The following is an 18,672-nucleotide window of genomic DNA, read 5'->3' as shown; positions in this document are numbered from 1 at the left end:
GGTCAGTCCACCCCCCGGATCCGCCCCACCAGCACCGCCCCCGCCAGCCCGACGACCGCCGCCACCAGGTACAGCACCCGGTAGCCGCCCAGGTAGGTGACGATCGGCGCGGCGAGGGCGGGGGCCGCGACCTGGGGCAGGGCGTTGGCCACGTTGATGACGCCCAGGTCCTTGCCCCGGTCCCCGGCCTTCGGCAGCACGTCCGTCATCAGCGCGAAGTCGACCGACGTGAACACGCCGAAGCCGATGCCCAGCACCGCCGCCGCGACGATCGCGCCCGGCCAGGTCTGCCAGACCGCCAGTCCCGCCGTCGCCACCGCCATCAGCACGCCGGACCAGATCACGAACGGCTTGCGCCTGCCGACCCGGTCCGACCAGGCGCCCCCGACGACCACCGTGGCGAGCAGCGTCAGCCCGTTCACCGCGGTCAGGATCAGCACGCCCTGCTCGGGGTCGGAGTGGTGCAGGCGGTCGCGCAGGTAGTAGAGGAGGTACAGCAGCACCAGCGCGTTGCTCAGGTTCATCAGGAAGCGGGTCAGCCACGCCCACCCCAGGTCGGGGTGGGCGCGCGGGCTCAGCCAGAACCCGGCCGCGAAGCCCCGCCAGGACCACGCCGGCCGGTCCTCCTCGGCCAGCCGCAGATCCTCGTACCGGAGCACGTACGGCAGCACGCCCAGCGTCGTGAACACCGCGCACGCCACGTACCCCGCTCCGACGCCCCCGGCGGCCGTCGCGAGCCCGGTGCCGCCGACCACGCCGAGGATCTGCGCGGCGCCCAGCCAGCCGCCCACCGAGCCCCGTTGGAGCCGGGGGACCCGGTCGGGGACGGCGGCCGTCACCGCCGCGAAGGCCGCGTTCAGCGTCAGCTGGACCAGGCACCAGCCCGCCGCCATGGTCCAGACGCCGTCCGCTCCGGCGAGCAGCAGCAGCGAGAGGGCGCCGCCCGCGGTTCCCGCCACGATCCACGGCGTACGGCGGCCCCGGCGGGAGGTCGTCCGGTCCGACAGCGCGCCGAAGAGGGGGTTCGCGGCCAGGGACACCACCGCGCCCACGCCCGTCACCCAGGCCAGCACGGTCTCCTTCGACATGCCCGAGCCGGGCGCGAAGTCCTCGGCCTGGGAGGCCAGCAGGATCTGGAGGGGGCCGTACCAGCCCACCCAGATCGCTCCGTTGGCGAGGGACAGGGCCGATGTCCAGCCCCGGCCCACCCGCTCGACGGGCTCGGCCAGCGCGGCCACCGGGGCCCTGTCCGCCGTCGTCATCTCTGCGCCCGCAGGACGTCCCGCAGCCAGGCGTACGACGCCTTCGGGGTCCGGGCCTGGGTCTCGAAGTCCACGTGGACCAGGCCGAAGCGGCGCTCGTACCCCTCCGCCCACTCGAAGTTGTCCAGCAGCGACCACACGAAGTAGCCGCGCACGTCGACGCCCGCCTCCACGGCCCGGTGCAGGGCGCGGATATGACCGTCCAGGTAGGCGATGCGCTCCTGGTCGTCCACGCCGTCGTAGCTGCAACCGTTCTCCGTGATGACGATCGGGGGGAGCCGGTCGCCGTAACGGTCGCGGAAGGCGGTCAGGAGTTCCGTCAGGCCCTCCGGGACGACCGGCCAGCCGAAGTCCGTCACCGGGACGCCCTCTATCTGCTGCACGGAGAAGGGCAGTTCGGCCGGCATGCGGATGCCGCCGAACTCGATCTCCGTGCCCTGCGGGGCGCCCACCTTCGTCGGGGCGTAGTAGTTGATCCCGTACCAGTCGAGCGGCTCCGAGATCACCTTGAGGTCGGCCTGGACGTCCCCCGGCATCAACTCGCCTAGTCCATCCGGGTATTCACCCAGCAGCACGGGCTCCGCGAACAGCCGGTTCAGCAGGAGGTCGTAGAAGGCGGCCGCCTCCACGTCGGCGGGTTCCTGAGAGGCCGGCCAGGTCGGGCCGTGCGAGTTGGCGATGCCGATGTCCGTGGCGCCGGCCGCGCGCAGTGCCTGGACGGCGAGACCGTGTCCCAGCAGCTGGTGGTGGGCGGCCGGGAGCGCGTCGAACAGCAGCTGCCTGCCGGGCGCGTGGGTGCCGAGGGCGTGCCCCAACAGGGTGTGCTCGGCGGGCTCGTTGAGGGTGATCCACTTCGTCACGCGGTCACCGAGACGCCCGGCCACCACCGACACGTACTCGGCGAACCGGGCCGCCGTGTCCCGCTCCAGCCAGTCGAGCCGGACCGGCAGGTCCCAGTGGAAGAGGGTGGGGACCGGGCGGACGCCGGCCGCGCACAGTTCGTCGACGAGCCGGTCGTAGAAGTCGAGACCGCCGGGCGAGTTCACCCTCGGCCACGAGACCGAGAAGCGGTAGGCGTCCACGCCGAGGCCCGACAGGAGCGCCACGTCCTCGGGGTAGCGGTGATAGTGGTCGCAGGCCACCGCCGCCGTGGAGCCGTCCTTCACCCGTCCCGGCGCGGCGGTGAAGGTGTCCCAGACCGAAGGTTCGCGCTGGTCCGCCGCGCCCTCGATCTGATGCGCGGAGGTGGACACGCCCCACAGGAAGTCTGCCGGAAACCGGGGCATCGGGTTCGCCGCGTCGCGCGGATCGTTCGCCATGGGCGGGATCATCCTTACCGCTGGGTAAGGAAGTCAACGTCCCGGCGTGAACTGCCAGTTATGCCCCGTCCGTAAGCGCCCCGCAGGCCTCCCGAAAGCCCCCCGCGCGCCCCTCAGGCCCCTTCCTTCAGCACCCGTGAGATCAGCTCGCGCTGCTCCTCCGTGAGTCGGGGATCGGCCGCGTACACCGTCCTGCCGTCCACGGTGATCTCGTAGCTGAAGCCGTCCGGTACGCCGACCGAAGGCGCGCCCCGGCCGGCGGCGACCGCCCGCTCGGCCAGGGCGCGCCACTCGTGGGCGTCGGGCCGTCCCGAGGTGTCCACCTCGGCACGGCGCTCGATGCCCGCGAACCCGCCCGTGCGACTCACCTGAATACGCATGGGTCCCTGTCTATTACGGACTCAGAGAATCCGCACCCCCACCTGCTCCCACGCCTTCTCCACGGCCTGGAGCTCCTCCCCGCCGCTGCCGAAGCGCTCACGCGCGGCCTGCACCGTCAGCTTGGCGAAGTCGGTGAAGAAGGCCCGCTCGGAGAGCTCGCCGCCGGTCAGGACGTCGTACCAGATCTGCCCGGCCTTCTCCCAGGCGTAGCCGCCGAGGGCCGTGGCGGCCAGGTAGAACGCGTGGTTGGGGATGCCGGAGTTGATGTGGACGCCGCCGTTGTCGCGCCCGGTGCGGACGTACTCGTCCATCGTCGCGGGCTGCGGGTCCTTGCCGAGGACGTCGTCGTCGTACGCGGTGCCCGGCGCCTTCATGGAGCGCAGGGCGGTGCCGGTGACGGCCGGGGCGAGCAGGCCCGCGCCGATCAGCCAGTCGGCCTCGGCGGCGGTCTGGCCGAGGGAGTACTGCTTGATGAGCGAGCCGAAGACGTCGGACATCGACTCGTTGAGGGCGCCCGGCTGGCCGTTGTAGGTCAGGTTCGCCGTGTACTGCGTGACGCCGTGGGTGAGCTCGTGCCCGATGACGTCGATGGAGTTGGTGAAGTCGACGAAGATCTCGCCGTCGCCGTCGCCGAACACCATCTGCTCGCCGTTCCAGAAGGCGTTGTTGTAGCCCTCGTCGTAGTGCACGGTGGCGTCGAGGGCCAGGCCGTCGCCGTCGATCGAGTGGCGCCGGTAGGCCTTGAGATACAGGTCGAAAGTGGCGCCGAGCCCGGAGTAGGCGCGGTTGACGGTGGCGTCCCGGCCGGGGTCCTGGCCCTCGGCGCGGACCTTGGTGCCGGGCAGCGAGGTGCCGTGCTCGGCGTCGTAGATCGTGCGCAGCGGCTGGTCCGACGGTGCCTTCGCCGTCGGGGCGGCCAGGAGGCCGTACTCGGTGTTCACCTGGCGCAGGGCGCGCAGCTCGCTGTCGCGCAGGATGGTGCGGCGGGCGGGACCGGAGAGAGCGGGGTTGTCGTTGCGCGCCAGCCGGTCGAGGACGTGTGGCGGTACGACGGTGCAGAAGACGGGCTCGAAGCCCCCGTGAGTCGTCATGCCCGGCACCCTTGCACTGCGTTACGCGGCTGTCACCACCGGCAACCATGATTGGTGAAATACGGTGACATAGGGGCCTGATCTGCGGGGCCGGGTGGTATGGCGGAGGGGTGACGAGTGGCGTGGCGCACGTTCTGTACCTTTTCCTATGGTTCATCCCGCCGGTCCCGCATACTGGAACGAACCCGCGCGACCAGAGCGGCTCCGCTAGGCTGCCGAGCACTATGCATTTCGGGCTGCTTCTCCTTAGCTGCCGCGGCGAGGGCCTGTAGTCGAGGCCGACCCCCTCCCCGCGGTGCTTGGTGTTGCGCGTCGGCCGTCCTTCCGCCCGGAGATTCTCCGGTCACCCCGAGGAGCCCACGCCCCATGGCGAACCGCCAGCAGCCCAGCCACATGCCGATCCACAAGTACGGACAGTACGACCAGGTCGACATCGCCGACCGCACCTGGCCCGACAACCGGATCACCGTCGCCCCCCGCTGGCTCTCCACCGACCTGCGTGACGGCAACCAGGCCCTGATCGACCCCATGTCGCCCGAGCGCAAGCGCCGGATGTTCGACCAGCTGGTCAAGATGGGCTACAAGGAGATCGAGGTCGGCTTCCCCGCCTCCGGCCAGACCGACTTCGACTTCGTGCGCTCGATCGTCGAGGAAGAGGGCGCGATCCCGGACGACGTCACCATCTCCGTACTGACCCAGGCCCGCGAGGACCTGATCGAGCGGACCGTGGAGTCCCTGAAGGGCGCCAAGCGGGCGACCGTCCACCTGTACAACGCCACGGCCCCCGTGTTCCGCCGGGTCGTCTTCCGCGGCTCGAAGGACGACATCAAGCAGATCGCCGTCGACGGCACCCGTCTGGTCGTCGAGTACGCGGAGAAGCTGCTGGGCCCCGAGACGGAGTTCGGCTACCAGTACAGCCCCGAGATCTTCACCGACACCGAGCTGGACTTCGCCCTGGAGGTCTGCGAGGCGGTCATGGACGTCTGGCAGCCCGGCCCGGGCCGCGAGATCATCCTGAACCTGCCGGCCACCGTCGAGCGCTCCACGCCGTCCACCCACGCCGACCGCTTCGAGTGGATGAGCCGCAACCTCTCCCGCCGCGAGCACGTCTGCGTCTCCGTCCACCCGCACAACGACCGCGGCACGGCCGTCGCCGCCGCCGAGCTGGCGCTGATGGCCGGCGCCGACCGCGTCGAGGGCTGTCTGTTCGGGCAGGGCGAGCGCACCGGCAACGTCGACCTGGTCACCCTGGGCATGAACCTGTTCTCCCAGGGCGTCGACCCGCAGATCGACTTCTCCGACATCGACGAGATCCGTCGTACGTGGGAGTACTGCAACCAGATGGAGGTCCACCCGCGCCACCCGTACGTGGGCGACCTGGTCTACACGTCCTTCTCCGGCTCCCACCAGGACGCCATCAAGAAGGGCTTCGACGCGATGGAGGCCGACGCGGCGGCCAAGGGCGTCACCGTCGACGACATCGAGTGGGCGGTCCCGTATCTGCCGATCGACCCGAAGGACGTCGGCCGCTCCTACGAGGCCGTCATCCGCGTCAACTCGCAGTCCGGCAAGGGCGGTATCGCGTACGTCCTGAAGAACGACCACAAGCTGGACCTGCCGCGCCGCATGCAGATCGAGTTCTCCAAGCTCATCCAGGCGAAGACGGACGCCGAGGGCGGCGAGGTCACCGGCGGCGCCATCTGGTCGGTCTTCCAGGACGAGTACCTGCCGAACCCGGAGAACCCCTGGGGCCGCATCCAGGTCCGCGCGGGCCAGTCCACGACCGACACCGACGGCGTCGACACCCTGACCGTCGAGGCTACGGTCGACGGCGAGGACACTGTCCTGACCGGCACCGGGAACGGTCCGATCTCGGCCTTCTTCAACGCCCTGGAGTCCGTCGGCATCGACGTACGCCTGCTGGACTACCAGGAGCACACGATGAGCGAGGGCGCCTCCGCGCAGGCCGCCTCCTACATCGAATGCGCGATCGACGACAAGATCCTGTGGGGGATCGGCATCGACGCGAACACGACGCGTGCGTCGCTGAAGGCGGTCGTCTCCGCCGTCAACCGCGCGACCCGCTGACCGGCCTGACCGGGACTTTCGGGGCCCTGACCGCTGTATACGGCGGTCGGGGCCCCGTCGTTTATCGGCCATCACCGTATGGAGGTCACGGGAAGGTCTCGTCCTGGGTGCTGACTACACCTCATGGATGTGGCTAACATCACGGAGGCGTGCGGCGATGTTGCCGCGGGGTTACGGAGGTGCGACGTGCTGCCAGAACGGGGACGTGACGGCCGTGTCACCGGGCTTGCCCGCATCCTGGGGACCCGCACCGCGTGGACGCCCGCGGGCGACGGTGAGTTCTTCTGCCCAGGCTGCGGAGGCGACCGCAACTACCAGCGGCTGACCGGCCACCGCCGCTTCACCCTCCTCGGCATGCCGGTCGTGCCACGCGGCGAGACCGGCCCGGTCGTCGAGTGCGCGGCCTGCCGCCGCCACTTCGGCACCGACGTCCTCGACCACCCCACCACCATCCGCTTCTCGGCGATGCTCCGCGACGCCGTCCACACCGTCGCCCTCGCGGTCCTGTCCGCGGGCGGCACCTGTTCCCGTACGTCCCTGGAGACGGCGGCGGGCGCCGTGCGTGCGGCCGGCTTCACCGACTGCACGGAGGAGCAGCTCGCCGCGCTCGTCGCCGCCGTCGCCTCCGACACCGGTCAGAACTACGGCGAACCGTACGGCGCGGGTCTCGCCATAGAGCTCCACGAGGCACTCGACCCGCTCGCCCCGCACCTCGCCGCGGTCGGCCGCGAATCGATCCTGCTCCAGGGCGCCCGCATCGCCCTCGCGGACGGCCCGTACACCCCGGCCGAGCGAGAGGTCCTCACGACGGTGGGCGCGGCCCTGACGATCCGCGCGGAGGACGTGACCCGCCTGCTGGTCGCGGCCCGGACGCCGTCCTGATACTCCCCAGGGAGTAGTCCCCCCGCCCGGCCACCCCCGGCAGTACTCCCGAACTCGCCCTCACGCGCGACGATCCGCCCCCCGCGTACCGGAAGTCTGGAGAGCGCAACCAGACAGCCGTGCCGAAGGGAGGGCCCGCACATGGGGGCCGGAGATTTCATGGGGGCCGGGAAGGCGAAGAGCCGGCGCAGTGCCATCCCCTGGGTGGTGCTCGCGCTGTGGGTGGGCGTGCTCGCGCTCGCCTCGCCGTTCGCCGCCAAGCTCGCCGACGTACAGCACGACCGGGTCACCGACTACCTGCCGGCGAGCGCCGACTCGACCAGGGTCGCGAGGCTCCAGGAGCAGTTGCCCGGCGGTGAGAGCACCGAGCTGGTGCTGGTCTACCACCGCGACGGCGGCCTGACCGCCGCCGACCGGACGACGGCGCGGGAGCAGGTCGCACAGGTCGCCGGGGACCACGCGCTGACCGGGGCCCCGCGAGGCGTCCCGTCCGCCGACGGCGCCACGCTCATGTACCCGGTCGCCACCAACGAGCCCGGCACCGACGAGGAGAAACGGGACGCCTTCGTCGAGGACGTACGCGAAGTCGCCCACAGCGAGGGCGGGTTGACCGTCGAGGTGGGCGGGACGGGGGCGCTGGCCACCGACGCCGCCAAGGTCTACGACTCGCTCGGCGGGCCACTGCTCTACACCACCGTGGGCGTCGTCGCCGTCCTGCTGATCCTGATCTACCGCAGCCCGGTGCTGTGGCTGGTGCCGCTCGTCGTGGCCGGGATCGCCGACTACCTGTCCATGGGCGTCGCCTACGGCCTCAACCAGGGCTTCGGCACCACGGTGTCGGGACAGAGCTCGGGCATCATGACCATCCTCGTGTTCGGCGCGGGGACGGACTACGCGCTGTTGCTCGTCTCCCGCTACCGGGAGGAACTGCGGCGCGTGGAGCGCCCGTACGACGCCATGCTGGCCGCGCTGCGCGGCTGCGGGCCGGCCGTGCTGGCCTCCTCCGGGACCGTCGCCGCCGGACTGCTGTGCCTGCTCGCCGCCGACCTCAACTCCAACCGGGGCATGGGACCGCTGGGCACGGTGGGCGTGCTGTGCGCGCTCGTCACGATGCTGACCCTGCTGCCCGCGCTCCTCGTCCTGCTGGGCCGCCGGGTGTTCTGGCCGCTGGTGCCCGCCTACGGCAGCACGCCCAAGGTCCGCCGGTCGCTGTTCGCCGCGATGGGCACCTCGGCCGGGCGGCGTCCGCGGACCGTCCTGGCGGCCGGCGCCGTTCTGCTCGGCGCGCTCGCGCTGGGCGCGCTGAACCTGCCCGGCGCGGTCAAGCAGCAGGACTCCTTCGTCGACCGGCCCGAGTCGGTCGTCGCCATGGGGACTCTGGCCAAGGCCTTCCCGGAGCAGTCCGCCCAGCCCATCGAGGTGATGACCCCGGCCGGCCGGACCGAGGCCACCCTCGCCGCGATCCGGGACACGGACGGCGTCGCCGACGTACGGCAGGGCCGTACCGGAGAAGGCTGGACGGAGATCACGGTGACCGCCGCCGCACCACCGCAGTCCGCGGCCGAGACGGCGACCATCGAGGCACTGCGGGACAGCCTGACCGGCTCCTACGTCGGCGGGCCGAGCGCCCAGCAGATCGACCTGGTGGACACCAACGCCCGCGACCGGCTGGTCGTCGTGCCGCTCGTCCTCGTCTCCGTCCTGCTCATCCTGATCGCGCTCCTGCGGTCGCTCGTCGCGCCGCTGATGCTCGTCGCCGCCGTGGTCGCGGTGTGGGGCGCGGCGCTCGGCCTGGGCGGGCTGATGTTCGGGCCGGTGTTCGGCTTCGAGGGCACGGATCCGGGGCTGGGGCTGCTGTCCTTCGTGTTCCTGGTCGCCCTCGGTGTCGACTACGGCATCTTCCTCATGCACCGGATGCGGGAGGAGTCGATGCGCGGCGCCGATCCCGTCGCCGCGGCGCTGACCGCGCTGCGCACGACCGGCGGGGTCATCGCCTCCGCCGGCCTCGTCCTCGCCGCGACCTTCGCCGTGCTGACGAACATGGGGCTCGTCCAACTCGTCGAGCTGGGCTTCGTGATCGCGGTCGGGGTGCTGCTGGACACGTTCCTCGTCCGCACCTATCTCGTGACCAGCGCGAGCGTGGCGCTGGGACGCAAGGTGTGGTGGCCGGGGCGGCTGTCGCGGGCGCCGGAGACGGCGCGGCCCGAGCAGCCGGGCCGGCCGGAGCGGCAGACGGAGCCGGTGTGAGCCGCTCGTCGACCGACGGGGCGCCCCTCCTCTCCCGGAGGGGCGCCCCCGTGCCGCAGGATGAACCCGTGCAGGAGACCACGACGGCAAGGGCGCGGCCCCGTCCGGGCGAGCGGATCATGGCGGCGATCAACCGCGACCCCCGCACCGCCCCGCACGGCACCCGCAACGACGTACTGCTGGCCGTGGCGACGACCGCCCTCGCCACGGCCCTCGCCCTGCTCGGCGTCGACGGGCCCCGGCCCGACGCGCTGGGCTGGACGCTGCTGCTCACCGCGAACGTGCCCCTCGCGTGGCGGCGCCGCCGTCCGGTGCCGGCCCTGCTCGCGGTGGTGGTCTGCGTCGTCCCGTACCACGCCCTCGACAACAACCACGCCGCGCCCGTCCCCGCGACCATGGTGGCGCTCTACACGGTCGCGGCGACCGGCACGGTGCGCCGGACACTGATCACCGGGTGCGCCGTCCTCGGCCCGGCACTGATCATCAACGCCCTCACCAACCCGGACGAGGCGCTGGAGCTCCTGCGGATCTCCGGCTGGATCATCGCCGTCCTCTTCTGCGGCATCGACGTCCGCTACTACCGCCGGTACGTCGCCGCCATCGTCGAGCGCGCCGAGCGCGCCGAACGCACCCGGGAGGAGGAGGCCCGCCGCCGCGTCGCCGAGGAACGCCTGCGCATCGCCCGTGACCTGCACGACCTGCTCGCCCACACCATCACCCTGATCGGCGTGCAGACCTCCGTCGCCGCGCACGTCCTGGCCGCCGATCCCGACCGCCTGGACCGCGCGGCCGTCGCCAAGGCCCTCGACGACATCGCCGGGACCTGTCGCAGCGCGCGCGGCGAACTCCGTACGACGCTGGAGGTGTTGCGCGACCTCGGCACACCGGACGCCCGGGGTTCGCTCCCCGGCCTGCACGGTCTGCCCGACCTCGCGGAGACGGCCCGTGCGGCCGGTGCGCGGGTCGAACTGACGGTACGGTCCGGGGAGGTACCGCCCGCGGTCGGCGCGGCCGCCTACCGGATCGTCCAGGAGGCGCTGACGAACGCGGTGCGGCACGGCGGCCGGGACGGCGGGCCGGACGACCTGACGGCGGGGGTCGGGGTCCGGGTCCGGGTGTACGAGGAGCAGGACGCCCTGCGGCTCAGGGTCACCGACGACGGAGCGGGCGTGGACACGGGGGGAGACGGCGGCATGGGGAGAGGCGGCGCGGGGGGAGGCGGCCGTGCGGTGGAAGGCGGTCGTGCGCCCGGTTTCGGGATCGTCGGGATGCGGGAGCGGGCGCGCAGCGTCGGCGGCACGCTGGAGGCCGGACCGCGCGACGACGGGAAGGGCTTCGAGGTGAGCGCCGTACTGCCGCACGGGAAGGACCGATGAAGCCGCTCAGAGTGCTGCTCGCCGACGACCAGACCCTCGTACGGGAGGCGTTCGCGATGCTTGTCGAGTCGGCGCCGGACATGCGGGTGGTCGGGCAGGCCGGCACCGGCCGGGAGACGGTGGCGCTGGCCCGCGGCGAACGCCCCGACCTGGTGGTGATGGACATCCGCATGCCCGACCTCGACGGCATCGAGGCGACCCGGCTGATCGCCGCCGACGAGGAGCTGGCCGGGGTACGCGTCCTCGTCCTGACCACGTACGACACCGACGAGAACATCGTCGAGGCACTGCGCGCGGGGGCGGCCGGATTCCTGGTGAAGGACACCCGGCCCGCCGACCTCCTGGACGCCATCCGCACGGTCGCCGCGGGCGAGGCGCTGCTGTCGCCGGGGCCCACCGCCCGGCTGATCGCCCAGTTCCTGCGCGGCCCCTCCGGACCGCCGACGGTGGGCGGCCCGGAGTGCCTCTCCGAACGGGAGTGCGAGGTGCTGGCCCTGGTCGCCCGCGGCCTGACCAACGCCGGGATCGCCGAGGAACTGGGTCTCAGCCCGCTCACCGCGAAGACCCACGTCAGCCGGATCATGGGCAAGCTGGGCGCCCGGGACCGGGCCCAACTGGTCATCGTGGCCTACGAGTCGGGGCTGGTGACACCGGGGCCGAGCGCGCCCTAGGGCAGCGTGCGCTGGTACGTCCCGTCCTGGTCGGAGTCGTAGACCAGCTTGCCTGAGCCGTCGTAGCCCTTGATGTGCGGGGCCAGCGTGACCTGCTGGTTCAGCAGACCGGCGACGGCGAACCAGCCGTGGTCCAGGGTCGCGGTCACGGGGCTGCCGTCGCCGTAGGAGACGGTCACCTCGGCCACCGACGCCTCGACGGTGCCGATCATTCCCCACCTGAACGGCAGCTTCCACCTGCCCTTGTCCATGAACGACTGCTGGTACAGCTGCTCGCCGTTGCTGTCGACCACGACCGGGCCCGTGCCCGGCACCCCGGTGTCGATCGTGCCGGCGCTGATGCCCGAGGCCACACCGTCCTTGATGGAGCAGACCACCCAGCGGCCCGCGGACCGCTCCTCCACCGCGGTGACGTAGATGCCGTCGCCGGGGGCGTTGGAGTCTCCGGTGCTCTTGATCGCCAGGATGATCCGGTAGTCCTCGGCCTCGCCCAGATCCGCGGCGCTCCCGGGCGGCCCGCCCTCGGCGGCCAGGCACTTCTTCAGCCCGTCCGCCGCCTGCGCGAAGGTGATCCCGTCGAGCAACTGCCCGTCCGTGGCCGGCTGAGCGGGCCCGCCCGCCGTGCCGCCCGGTGTCGCGGCCGGGCTCCCGGCCGGGCTGTGCGGGGCGCTGACCGACGGCTTGGGTGCCGCCGTGTCCGCGCCCCGCCCCCCGTTCCCCCCGGCCACGGCGTACGCCCCGACGGGCACCGCGGCCAGCGTCATCAGCGCCGCCCCGGTCAGCGCCACGCGCCGCCGCCGCTCGGCCAGTCCACGCCGCCGGATCGCCGGATACGGCGCCGACGAGGGCTGGATGGTGTACGCGTCCTCGGCGAGCAGCTCACGCATCCGCTCCTCGAACCCGAAATCCCCCTGGTCCGCCTGCTCTCCCGCCCCGTTCACCTGCTGCCTCCCTGAACCTGACCATGGATCGGAACGTGACTGTGGCCCCGACCCTGAGGGCCCTGACCCTGACTCTGCTCCCGACCACCGGAAACCGTGCGGTCGGCGGCCAGCCCCGGGTTCATACGCAACTTCGCGAGCCCCTTCGACGCCTGGCTCTTGACCGTGCCGGGCGAGCAGCCGAGCACTTCGGCCACCTCCGCCTCGGACAGGTCCTCCCAGTACCTCAGGACCACCACCGCCCGCTGCTTCGGCGGCAGCTGGGCCAGCCCGGCGAGCAGGGAGCCACGCTCCTCCACCCGCCCCGCGCCCTCGTCGCGCCCCGCCCGCTCCGGCGGCGCCGCGGTCAGCGCCTCGGTGACCCGCCGCTTGCGGAACCGGTCGCTGTTGCAACTGACCAGCATCCGCCGCACATACGCCTCCGGGTTGTCGCTGCGCGAGATCCGCCGCCACGACCGGTACGCCTTGGCCAGCGCGGTCTGCGTCAGGTCCTCCGCGTGGTGGACGTCCCCCGTGAGCAGATACGCGGTCCGTACGAGCCGGGACCACCGGGCTCTGACGAACTCCTGGAACCGGTCTTCTTGTTCGGCCTGCATCAAGCACCCTCCTCGCCCTCCAGACCACCGGTTGCGCCGAATCGGTTGCCCGTCCCCCGTGACCGCGTTCGAATGGGGAGATGAGAAACGACGCGTGGGTCTGGCGTGAGGGTGACCCCGGGGTGCTCCTGCTGCCGTCCGGCCGCCTGATCCGCGGCCGCGGCCTGCGCCGCCCGCTCGACCGTACGGCCCCGACCCCCGCGTACGGCGTCTACCTCCTCGGCGCGCGGCCCCCACGGCCGCCCTGGGAGTCCCGCTGGCTCCGCTGGCCCGACTTCCGTCTCCCGAGCGACCGCGCGCAGGCCCACGCGACCCTCACCGAGGCGTGGCGCCGCGCGGCCGACGAACGCGTGGAGATCGCCTGCGCAGGCGGCCGCGGCCGCACCGGAACGGCCCTGGCCTGTGTGGCGGTCCTGGACGGCGTACCGGCGGACGAGGCGGTGGACTACGTCCGCCGCCACTACGACCGACGCGCGGTGGAGACGCCTTGGCAGCGCAGGTACGTGCGGGGGTTCGGGGGGCTCACCGAGTGAGCGTCACAGGTTGAGCGCTGCAGGGTGAGTTTCACAGGGTGAGCGTCATGAGGAGACGGTCCTCGCCCGGGCCGAAGTAGTCCGCGCGGGGCCCGCCGGGATCCGGGACGAAGCCCAGGGAGCGGTACAGCGCGATGGCCGAGTCGTTGCGCGGCTCCACGGAGAGCCGGACGGAATGGGCGCCCTTCGTCCGTAGCAGGCCGAGCAGTTTCGTCATCAGTTGCCGGCCGAGACCCTTTCCGCGCAGCCCAGGGGTGATGGCGAGGCTGAGAACCCAGCTCTGCGCGTCGTTCGGCGAGGTCGCGAGCACGTATCCGTAGAGATCCGTGCCGTCGTCCACGACGTACACGAGGTCGGCGTAGGCGGCGAGGAGCTGGCGCAGGACGAAGTAGGGGTAGGGGCCGTGGGGGAACGCGTCGGCATCGAGGCGCACGATATGGGGTAGATCCGCCTCGGTGACCGCTCTGATCCGTAAGGGTCTTTCTCCGGACATCTGGCTCATTATCGAACCGATGCCCGACGGAAAACGATCTCCGGGAAGAGGAGTCATACCGTCCCCTTGTGAATGTCGACAAATCGAATTGCAGCCAGTGCGATTTGCGTACCTGATCTCCATCATTGCTCTGCGCACCCACTCCTTCAAGACCCATGCATCCTGCTACGCTGAATCATGACCTCGGGACCGTCCGCCGCTGACCAAAAGCTGAATGATGACGTGCTCTGGGACGACTTCGATCCCGGCACCTACATCAGCCACAATTACCTCGAGATGCAGGCCGTGGACGAGGAGATCCTCTCCCATGTGCGCGATCACTTCAGTGATCACTTCCGAGGTCGTGGGCGGGTGGCTTCCGGTATCGACGTCGGCGCCGGACCCAATCTCTATCCGGCCCTCGCCATGCTTCCCTGGTGCGACCGGATCACGCTGCTGGAGCGGTCCGCCCGGAATCTCGAGTATCTCCGGAGGCAGTGCCCCGACTACGACCCGCACTGGGATCAGTTCTGGAACGTCCTGTGCAAGGACGAGGCATATGCCACGCTCGGCATGACGCCCAGGGTCCGGTTCAAGGAGGCCGTCCAGCAGCCCGAGTCGGGCAGTCTCTTCGATCTCTGCGCCGATACGCGCCGCTGGGACCTCGGCACGATGTTCTTCGTCGCCGAGTCCATCACCACCTCGCTCGCCGAATTCCGGCGAGGGGTGGGGTGTTTCATGAACGCCCTGGATTCCGGGGCACCTTTCGCCGCCGCCTTCATGGAACATTCCGAAGGGTATCGCGTCGGTTCTCACACATTTCCCGCCCGTGATATCGACGAATCCGAAGTCCGGGCGGTTCTCAGCGGATACGCGGACCATGTGGAGATTCACCGCACGGCCAATCCGAAGCAGCTTGTACGGGACGGCTACACCGGTATGATCCTGGCGTGCGGGCAACGTAAAGAGCGACGCGACGAATAAGATGTCGGAGTTCTTCTACATGGTGACGGGCCTGTGCGAGGGGAATGGGCATGCAGATCAAGCCGAGACAGAACCTGCTCGAGGTGTGGCAGGCCATCGCTCGTCATTCTTTCGACAACGGAGAATGGCAATGGGGTGAATGGGGCGGCCGCAGCAGCGTCGCCGACGCGGAGCGCCTGCTCTGCCTTCTGTACCCCGCCACCGAAATCGAACCGTTCCGTCTGGACGACCCCGACACCACCCAGCTGGACGTGGAGCGGGCCCTCAGGAACGCGGGTGACTCCAGCGAGATTCCCATGAACCTCCTCGAGATTCTCGGCGACTTCATGGAGAACCACCGCGGCGAGGAGAGTCCGACCTTCGCGGGCGGCTACTACTTCGCCCCGGAGAACCCGGAGCACGAACTCTCCAAGGAGCAGGAGGAAGTGGGAGTCGTCGACTCCTACTCCATGTCGATCACGCTCTGCCTGGCCACCCTCGGCTTCCTCAAGGTGTACCGGGGCAAGACCCAGCGGGCCAGCACCCTCGCCCGCATCGACAAGCTGAGAGAGGCGACCAGTGCCCGCCTGACCGCGGCCATGGTGAGCCTGCTGCGCTCCTTCACCGTCAACGTCGTCGACATCGCCTCCGACCAGGGGCAGGCGCTCGCCCGGCTGCTCGGCCGGGGCCGGCTGTCCGACCGTCAGGTCCTGCAACGCTTCCAGGACCGGTTCAAGTCGCTGCGCGCCCTCATCAGCGAGAGCGTCACCCTCGGCCTCGACACCGATGTCGCCGACCAACTCCGCAACGAGAACCGGCTGTTCGAGTGCGGCTGGGCCTGGAGCCTGGTGAAGGACGCACCCGAGGTCGAGGTCGAGGCGCAGACCGCCCAGGACATCGGCAAGCAGCCCCAGGGCGTCGCCCACGCCGTGCCGTACCTGTACTTCACCGTCGTCGCCCTCGACGGCATTCCCGACCTGTCCTCCGAGCGCACCCTCGTCCTCGGCCTGCTCACCGCCGAACAGCAGAAGCTGGCCGACGCGCTGCGGCTGCGCTGGGAGATCACCCAGCAGTACTGGTCGGGCATCGCCCGCTTCGACGCCGCCACCTGGCCGCTCGAGGAGATCCCCTGGCGCACCACGCTCCAGCAGCTGGAGTCCGAGTACTTCTCCCTGTCCGTGGCCTCGATCCTCGTCCACGACCTGGTGCGCCGCCGGGCCACCGACGACGACCTCACCCGCACCGTCGCCGTCATGGAACGCCTCGCCGAACGCGGCCGCATCACCAGCCGCACGGCCCGTGAGGACCCGGCGATCGGTCTGCACAACCCCGGGGTCACCCTCCCGCTGCTGGGCAGTGAGGAGATCGGCCCGGCCATGAAGTGGACGATGGGCGACTTCTCCGCGCAGCTGCTCAAGCGGACCGTCCAACTGTGCGCGCTGTCCCGGAACATCGGCTCGCAGGACCGTCTGCTCACGCTCGCCGAGAACATCCTCGACCACCTCTGGGCGCGTCGCGTCAGCGACGGCGAGGGTGTCGGCCTGTGGGACAACGTGCACGCCGTGTACCCCGAATCCCCGGTCCGCACAGGGCCGTTGTCCTGGAGCATCACCGAGCGCGTCACCGAGTGCATGGTCGCCGCGCACGCCCTCTACGCGCAGGACCCGATCCGCAGCTCCGAGATGACCGCCCTCGCCCAGGCGGCGCTCAGCGAGGCCGCCCACCTGTTCGGCAAGGAGCAGCTGGAGCAGCCCGCTCCCGCTCCCAAGAGTCCCCAGGGAGAAGAGATCAAGGGCATCGAGGCCGACCTGCGTCGTGCCCGTCAGCTCGTCGACAAACAGCCCGGCACCGCCCACGCGCTCGCCCTCGGCGTCCTCGCCCGGCTCTACGCCCTGGCCCGCGCCCGGGGCGCAGACGCCCGGGGGGTGTGAAGGTGCTCGTCTTCGCCGCCTCCGACAAGGGAGGCACCGGCCGCTCCGTCACCAGCGCCAACCTCGCGTATCACCGCGCGCTGGACGGGGACGACGTCTGCTACCTGGACTTCGACTTCGGCTCGCCCACCGCCGCCGCCGTGTTCGACCTGCCCGACGTCCTCTCCGAGGCCGAGGGGCGCGGCCTGCACTCGTATCTGAAGGGCAAGACGGGCGAGCCGCTGCGGGTCGACGTCTGGGCGCGCACCGAACACCCCGTGCTGCGCGGCAGGCCCGGTGGCTCAGGGCGGCTGGTACTGCTGCCCGGAGACCGCACGGCCGGTGAATTCGTCACCGACGAGGAGAACCTGCACCGCTGTGTGGACCTCGTCCTTCGGCTGAAACGCGAATTCGACGTCATCATCATCGACCTGAGCGCCGGACGCAGTTATGCGATGGACCTGGCTCTCGCCGCCACCTCGCCCCGAGGCGGGCTCGGCCGCCTCAAGAACCGCTGGCTCGTCTATCACCGGTGGACCCGCCAGCACGTCATGGCGGCGGCCGAACTCGTATTCGGGAAACAGGGGATAGTGCAAGCCGGTACGGCCATCGGACACGACCCCGACGTGCTGGGCGGCGCCATCAGGTTCGTCCGCGCCGCGGTGCCCGATCTCGAGTCGCCGTTGTGGTCCCAGGTGTCGCCCGCGCAGTACGCGTGGATGCGGCAGTGCGACAAGGAACTCGAGGAACTCGCGGCCGGCCGAGGCATCGGCAGAACCCGGGTGCTGGCGTCCATTCCGCTGGAACCCGTCCTGCAGTGGCAGGAACGCCTCATCACCGACGAGGACGTGCACGACCGTCGGATCGCCAACAACGAGACCTGGCAGGCCATCGGGGATCTCGCGCAGCGGCTGACCGACGACAAGTTCTGGGGGCAGTTGTGAACGGGCCGGGCACCGTTTTCCGGGAGAGCAGCGCCGACCCGCGCACCGAATCCGTGCCCTTCTCCCATCTCTCCCTGGAATTAGGCCACTTGTACATGGAGGACTTCGCCGAGGGGGCCGCCCGGCTGCGTCGGCACTTCGCCGGCGTACGGCCCTGGGTGGAGGCCGCACGGGCCGGTCTCGGTCCGCTGCCGCCGGGCCGCCGGCCCCGGATCAGCACCTGCTTCCTGATCGACGACTACTTCTCCCGGCTGGCCACCCCCGCCGAGCTGATCCCGCCCCTCCTGGACGCGGCGGCCGAGGCCGGGCTCACCATCGACTACCTGGCCCGCGAGTCGGGCTGCGCGGGCCCCGCCCCCGGCCCCGGCGGCTCCGACCACCGCGACCGGGCCCGACCGGCCGAGTCCGTCCTGCACCGGCTGGTGGAGTCCCCGCCGCCCGGCAGCAACGGCTTCCGTCCGCCCGTCGGCCGCACCGGCTGGCTCACCAACGGCCGCCGCACCCCCTCCCAGCGGACCTCGGCCGCCCTGGACTCCACCGGCGTCTGGCAGCCGCCGAGCGAGACCGAGGCCCGCGGCCACTCCGTGTTCCTGGACGTCGAACTGTGGAACGGGCCCGAGGACGCGCGCACCTGGTCCTGCGCCTTCCTGGCCTCCGTCTGGCAGCTGGTCCGGCTCGGGCTGCTGCGGGACAACGGCGCGGCCGTGCTGACCCCCACCCGGTGGCAGGGTGCGGAGTTCCCGGCCGAGTGGGACGCGCTGCCGCCCGTCCTCCAGCTCAACCCCGCCGCGACGCCCTTCACCGCCTACGTCACGTGCAGCGTCCTGCCGACCCGGTTCCTGCCCGTTGAGCACGCCGTACGCGTCATCCTCGACCAGGTCCACGTGGAGGCCGAGGCGCTCGGACAGGTCGCCGCGCGGTCCGCCGCCGAGGGCTTCACGGTGCCCGCGGGGGTCGTGGACCGCACGTCCTACGTGTTCCCGCCGGGGTTGTGAC

Annotated in this window: 17 protein-coding genes; 10 read left to right on the top strand and 7 right to left on the bottom strand. The window is 71.1% G+C overall.

Going from position 1 to position 18,672, the window contains the following annotated elements:
* Positions 1–2 precede the first annotated feature (2 nt).
* From OG736_RS15645 to OG736_RS15630, 4 genes are all read right to left on the bottom strand, one after another.
* Complete coding sequence (locus OG736_RS15645; protein WP_327182994.1) at positions 3–1,262, bottom strand: MFS transporter; 1,260 nt, start codon at positions 1,260–1,262, stop codon at positions 3–5.
* Positions 1,259–2,581 carry a GH1 family beta-glucosidase gene (locus tag OG736_RS15640; protein ID WP_327182993.1) on the bottom strand — a complete coding sequence of 441 codons (1,323 nt, stop codon included), beginning with the start codon at positions 2,579–2,581 and terminating at the stop codon, positions 1,259–1,261. The genes OG736_RS15645 and OG736_RS15640 overlap by 4 nt, the downstream gene beginning before the upstream one ends.
* 113 nt (positions 2,582–2,694) lie before the next feature.
* Positions 2,695–2,961 (bottom strand): protealysin inhibitor emfourin, encoded by a 267-nt coding sequence (locus OG736_RS15635; RefSeq protein ID WP_327182992.1) that lies wholly within the window; start codon positions 2,959–2,961, stop codon positions 2,695–2,697.
* Between the two features lie 21 nt (positions 2,962–2,982).
* Positions 2,983–4,053, bottom strand: a complete 1,071-nt coding sequence (locus tag OG736_RS15630; RefSeq protein ID WP_327182991.1) for a M4 family metallopeptidase — start codon at positions 4,051–4,053, stop codon at positions 2,983–2,985.
* 366 nt (positions 4,054–4,419) lie between these two features.
* On the opposite strand from OG736_RS15630, the gene leuA reads away from it, so the two are divergent.
* The 5 genes from leuA (at position 4,420) to OG736_RS15605 (ending at position 11,317) form a co-directional block, all read left to right on the top strand.
* Positions 4,420–6,141, top strand: a complete 1,722-nt coding sequence (leuA, locus tag OG736_RS15625; RefSeq protein WP_327182990.1) for a 2-isopropylmalate synthase — start codon at positions 4,420–4,422, stop codon at positions 6,139–6,141.
* A 186-nt stretch (positions 6,142–6,327) separates the two neighbouring features.
* On the top strand, positions 6,328–7,023 hold the full coding sequence (locus OG736_RS15620) for a TerB family tellurite resistance protein (RefSeq protein WP_327182989.1): 696 nt from the start codon (positions 6,328–6,330) through the stop codon (positions 7,021–7,023).
* A gap of 159 nt (positions 7,024–7,182) precedes the next feature.
* Complete coding sequence (locus OG736_RS15615) at positions 7,183–9,270, top strand: MMPL family transporter (RefSeq protein WP_327187615.1); 2,088 nt, start codon at positions 7,183–7,185, stop codon at positions 9,268–9,270.
* Positions 9,271–9,338: 68 nt separating this feature from the next.
* Positions 9,339–10,646, top strand: coding sequence for a sensor histidine kinase (locus OG736_RS15610; RefSeq protein WP_327182988.1), 1,308 nt, complete (start codon positions 9,339–9,341; stop codon positions 10,644–10,646).
* Entirely contained in the window at positions 10,643–11,317 is a 675-nt protein-coding gene (locus OG736_RS15605; protein ID WP_327182987.1) for a response regulator, read from the top strand. The genes OG736_RS15610 and OG736_RS15605 overlap by 4 nt, the downstream gene beginning before the upstream one ends.
* Here OG736_RS15605 and OG736_RS15600 read toward each other — a convergent pair.
* Positions 11,314–12,258 carry a hypothetical protein gene (locus OG736_RS15600; RefSeq protein WP_327182986.1) on the bottom strand — a complete coding sequence of 315 codons (945 nt, stop codon included), beginning with the start codon at positions 12,256–12,258 and terminating at the stop codon, positions 11,314–11,316. The two genes, OG736_RS15605 and OG736_RS15600, sit on opposite strands and share 4 nt — an antisense overlap.
* Positions 12,255–12,854, bottom strand: coding sequence for a SigE family RNA polymerase sigma factor (locus tag OG736_RS15595; RefSeq protein ID WP_327182985.1), 600 nt, complete (start codon positions 12,852–12,854; stop codon positions 12,255–12,257). Before OG736_RS15595 ends, OG736_RS15600 begins: the two co-directional genes overlap by 4 nt.
* Positions 12,855–12,934: 80 nt before the next feature.
* Here OG736_RS15595 and OG736_RS15590 point away from each other — a divergent pair, with 80 nt between their 5' ends.
* On the top strand, positions 12,935–13,387 hold the full coding sequence (locus OG736_RS15590) for a protein-tyrosine phosphatase family protein (protein ID WP_327182984.1): 453 nt from the start codon (positions 12,935–12,937) through the stop codon (positions 13,385–13,387).
* A gap of 31 nt (positions 13,388–13,418) precedes the next feature.
* Here the strand turns inward: OG736_RS15590 and OG736_RS15585 are convergent, their stop codons facing one another.
* Complete coding sequence (locus tag OG736_RS15585; protein WP_327182983.1) at positions 13,419–13,880, bottom strand: GNAT family N-acetyltransferase; 462 nt, start codon at positions 13,878–13,880, stop codon at positions 13,419–13,421.
* Positions 13,881–14,057: 177 nt separating this feature from the next.
* Here OG736_RS15585 and OG736_RS15580 point away from each other — a divergent pair, with 177 nt between their 5' ends.
* The 4 genes from OG736_RS15580 to OG736_RS15565 are packed head-to-tail and all read left to right on the top strand — an operon-like array spanning position 14,058 to position 18,671.
* Positions 14,058–14,843: an SCO2525 family SAM-dependent methyltransferase gene (locus OG736_RS15580; protein WP_327182982.1), complete on the top strand. Its 786-nt coding sequence runs from the start codon at positions 14,058–14,060 to the stop codon at positions 14,841–14,843.
* A gap of 50 nt (positions 14,844–14,893) precedes the next feature.
* Positions 14,894–16,753 carry an SCO2524 family protein gene (locus OG736_RS15575; RefSeq protein WP_327182981.1) on the top strand — a complete coding sequence of 620 codons (1,860 nt, stop codon included), beginning with the start codon at positions 14,894–14,896 and terminating at the stop codon, positions 16,751–16,753.
* 2 nt (positions 16,754–16,755) lie between these two features.
* Positions 16,756–17,676 carry an SCO2523 family variant P-loop protein gene (locus tag OG736_RS15570; protein WP_028806490.1) on the top strand — a complete coding sequence of 307 codons (921 nt, stop codon included), beginning with the start codon at positions 16,756–16,758 and terminating at the stop codon, positions 17,674–17,676.
* The gene (locus tag OG736_RS15565) at positions 17,661–18,671 is read left to right on the top strand and encodes an SCO2522 family protein (RefSeq protein ID WP_442817170.1); all 1,011 of its coding nucleotides are present in this window, start codon (positions 17,661–17,663) and stop codon (positions 18,669–18,671) included. Before OG736_RS15570 ends, OG736_RS15565 begins: the two co-directional genes overlap by 16 nt.
* Position 18,672 lies beyond the last annotated feature (1 nt).

Origin of the sequence: Streptomyces sp. NBC_01334 (assembly GCF_035983595.1) — a bacterium.
GTDB lineage: Bacteria > Actinomycetota > Actinomycetes > Streptomycetales > Streptomycetaceae > Streptomyces > Streptomyces coriariae.
Note: the sequence above shows the minus strand (reverse complement) of the source record. Positions and strands in the feature narration are given on the sequence as shown.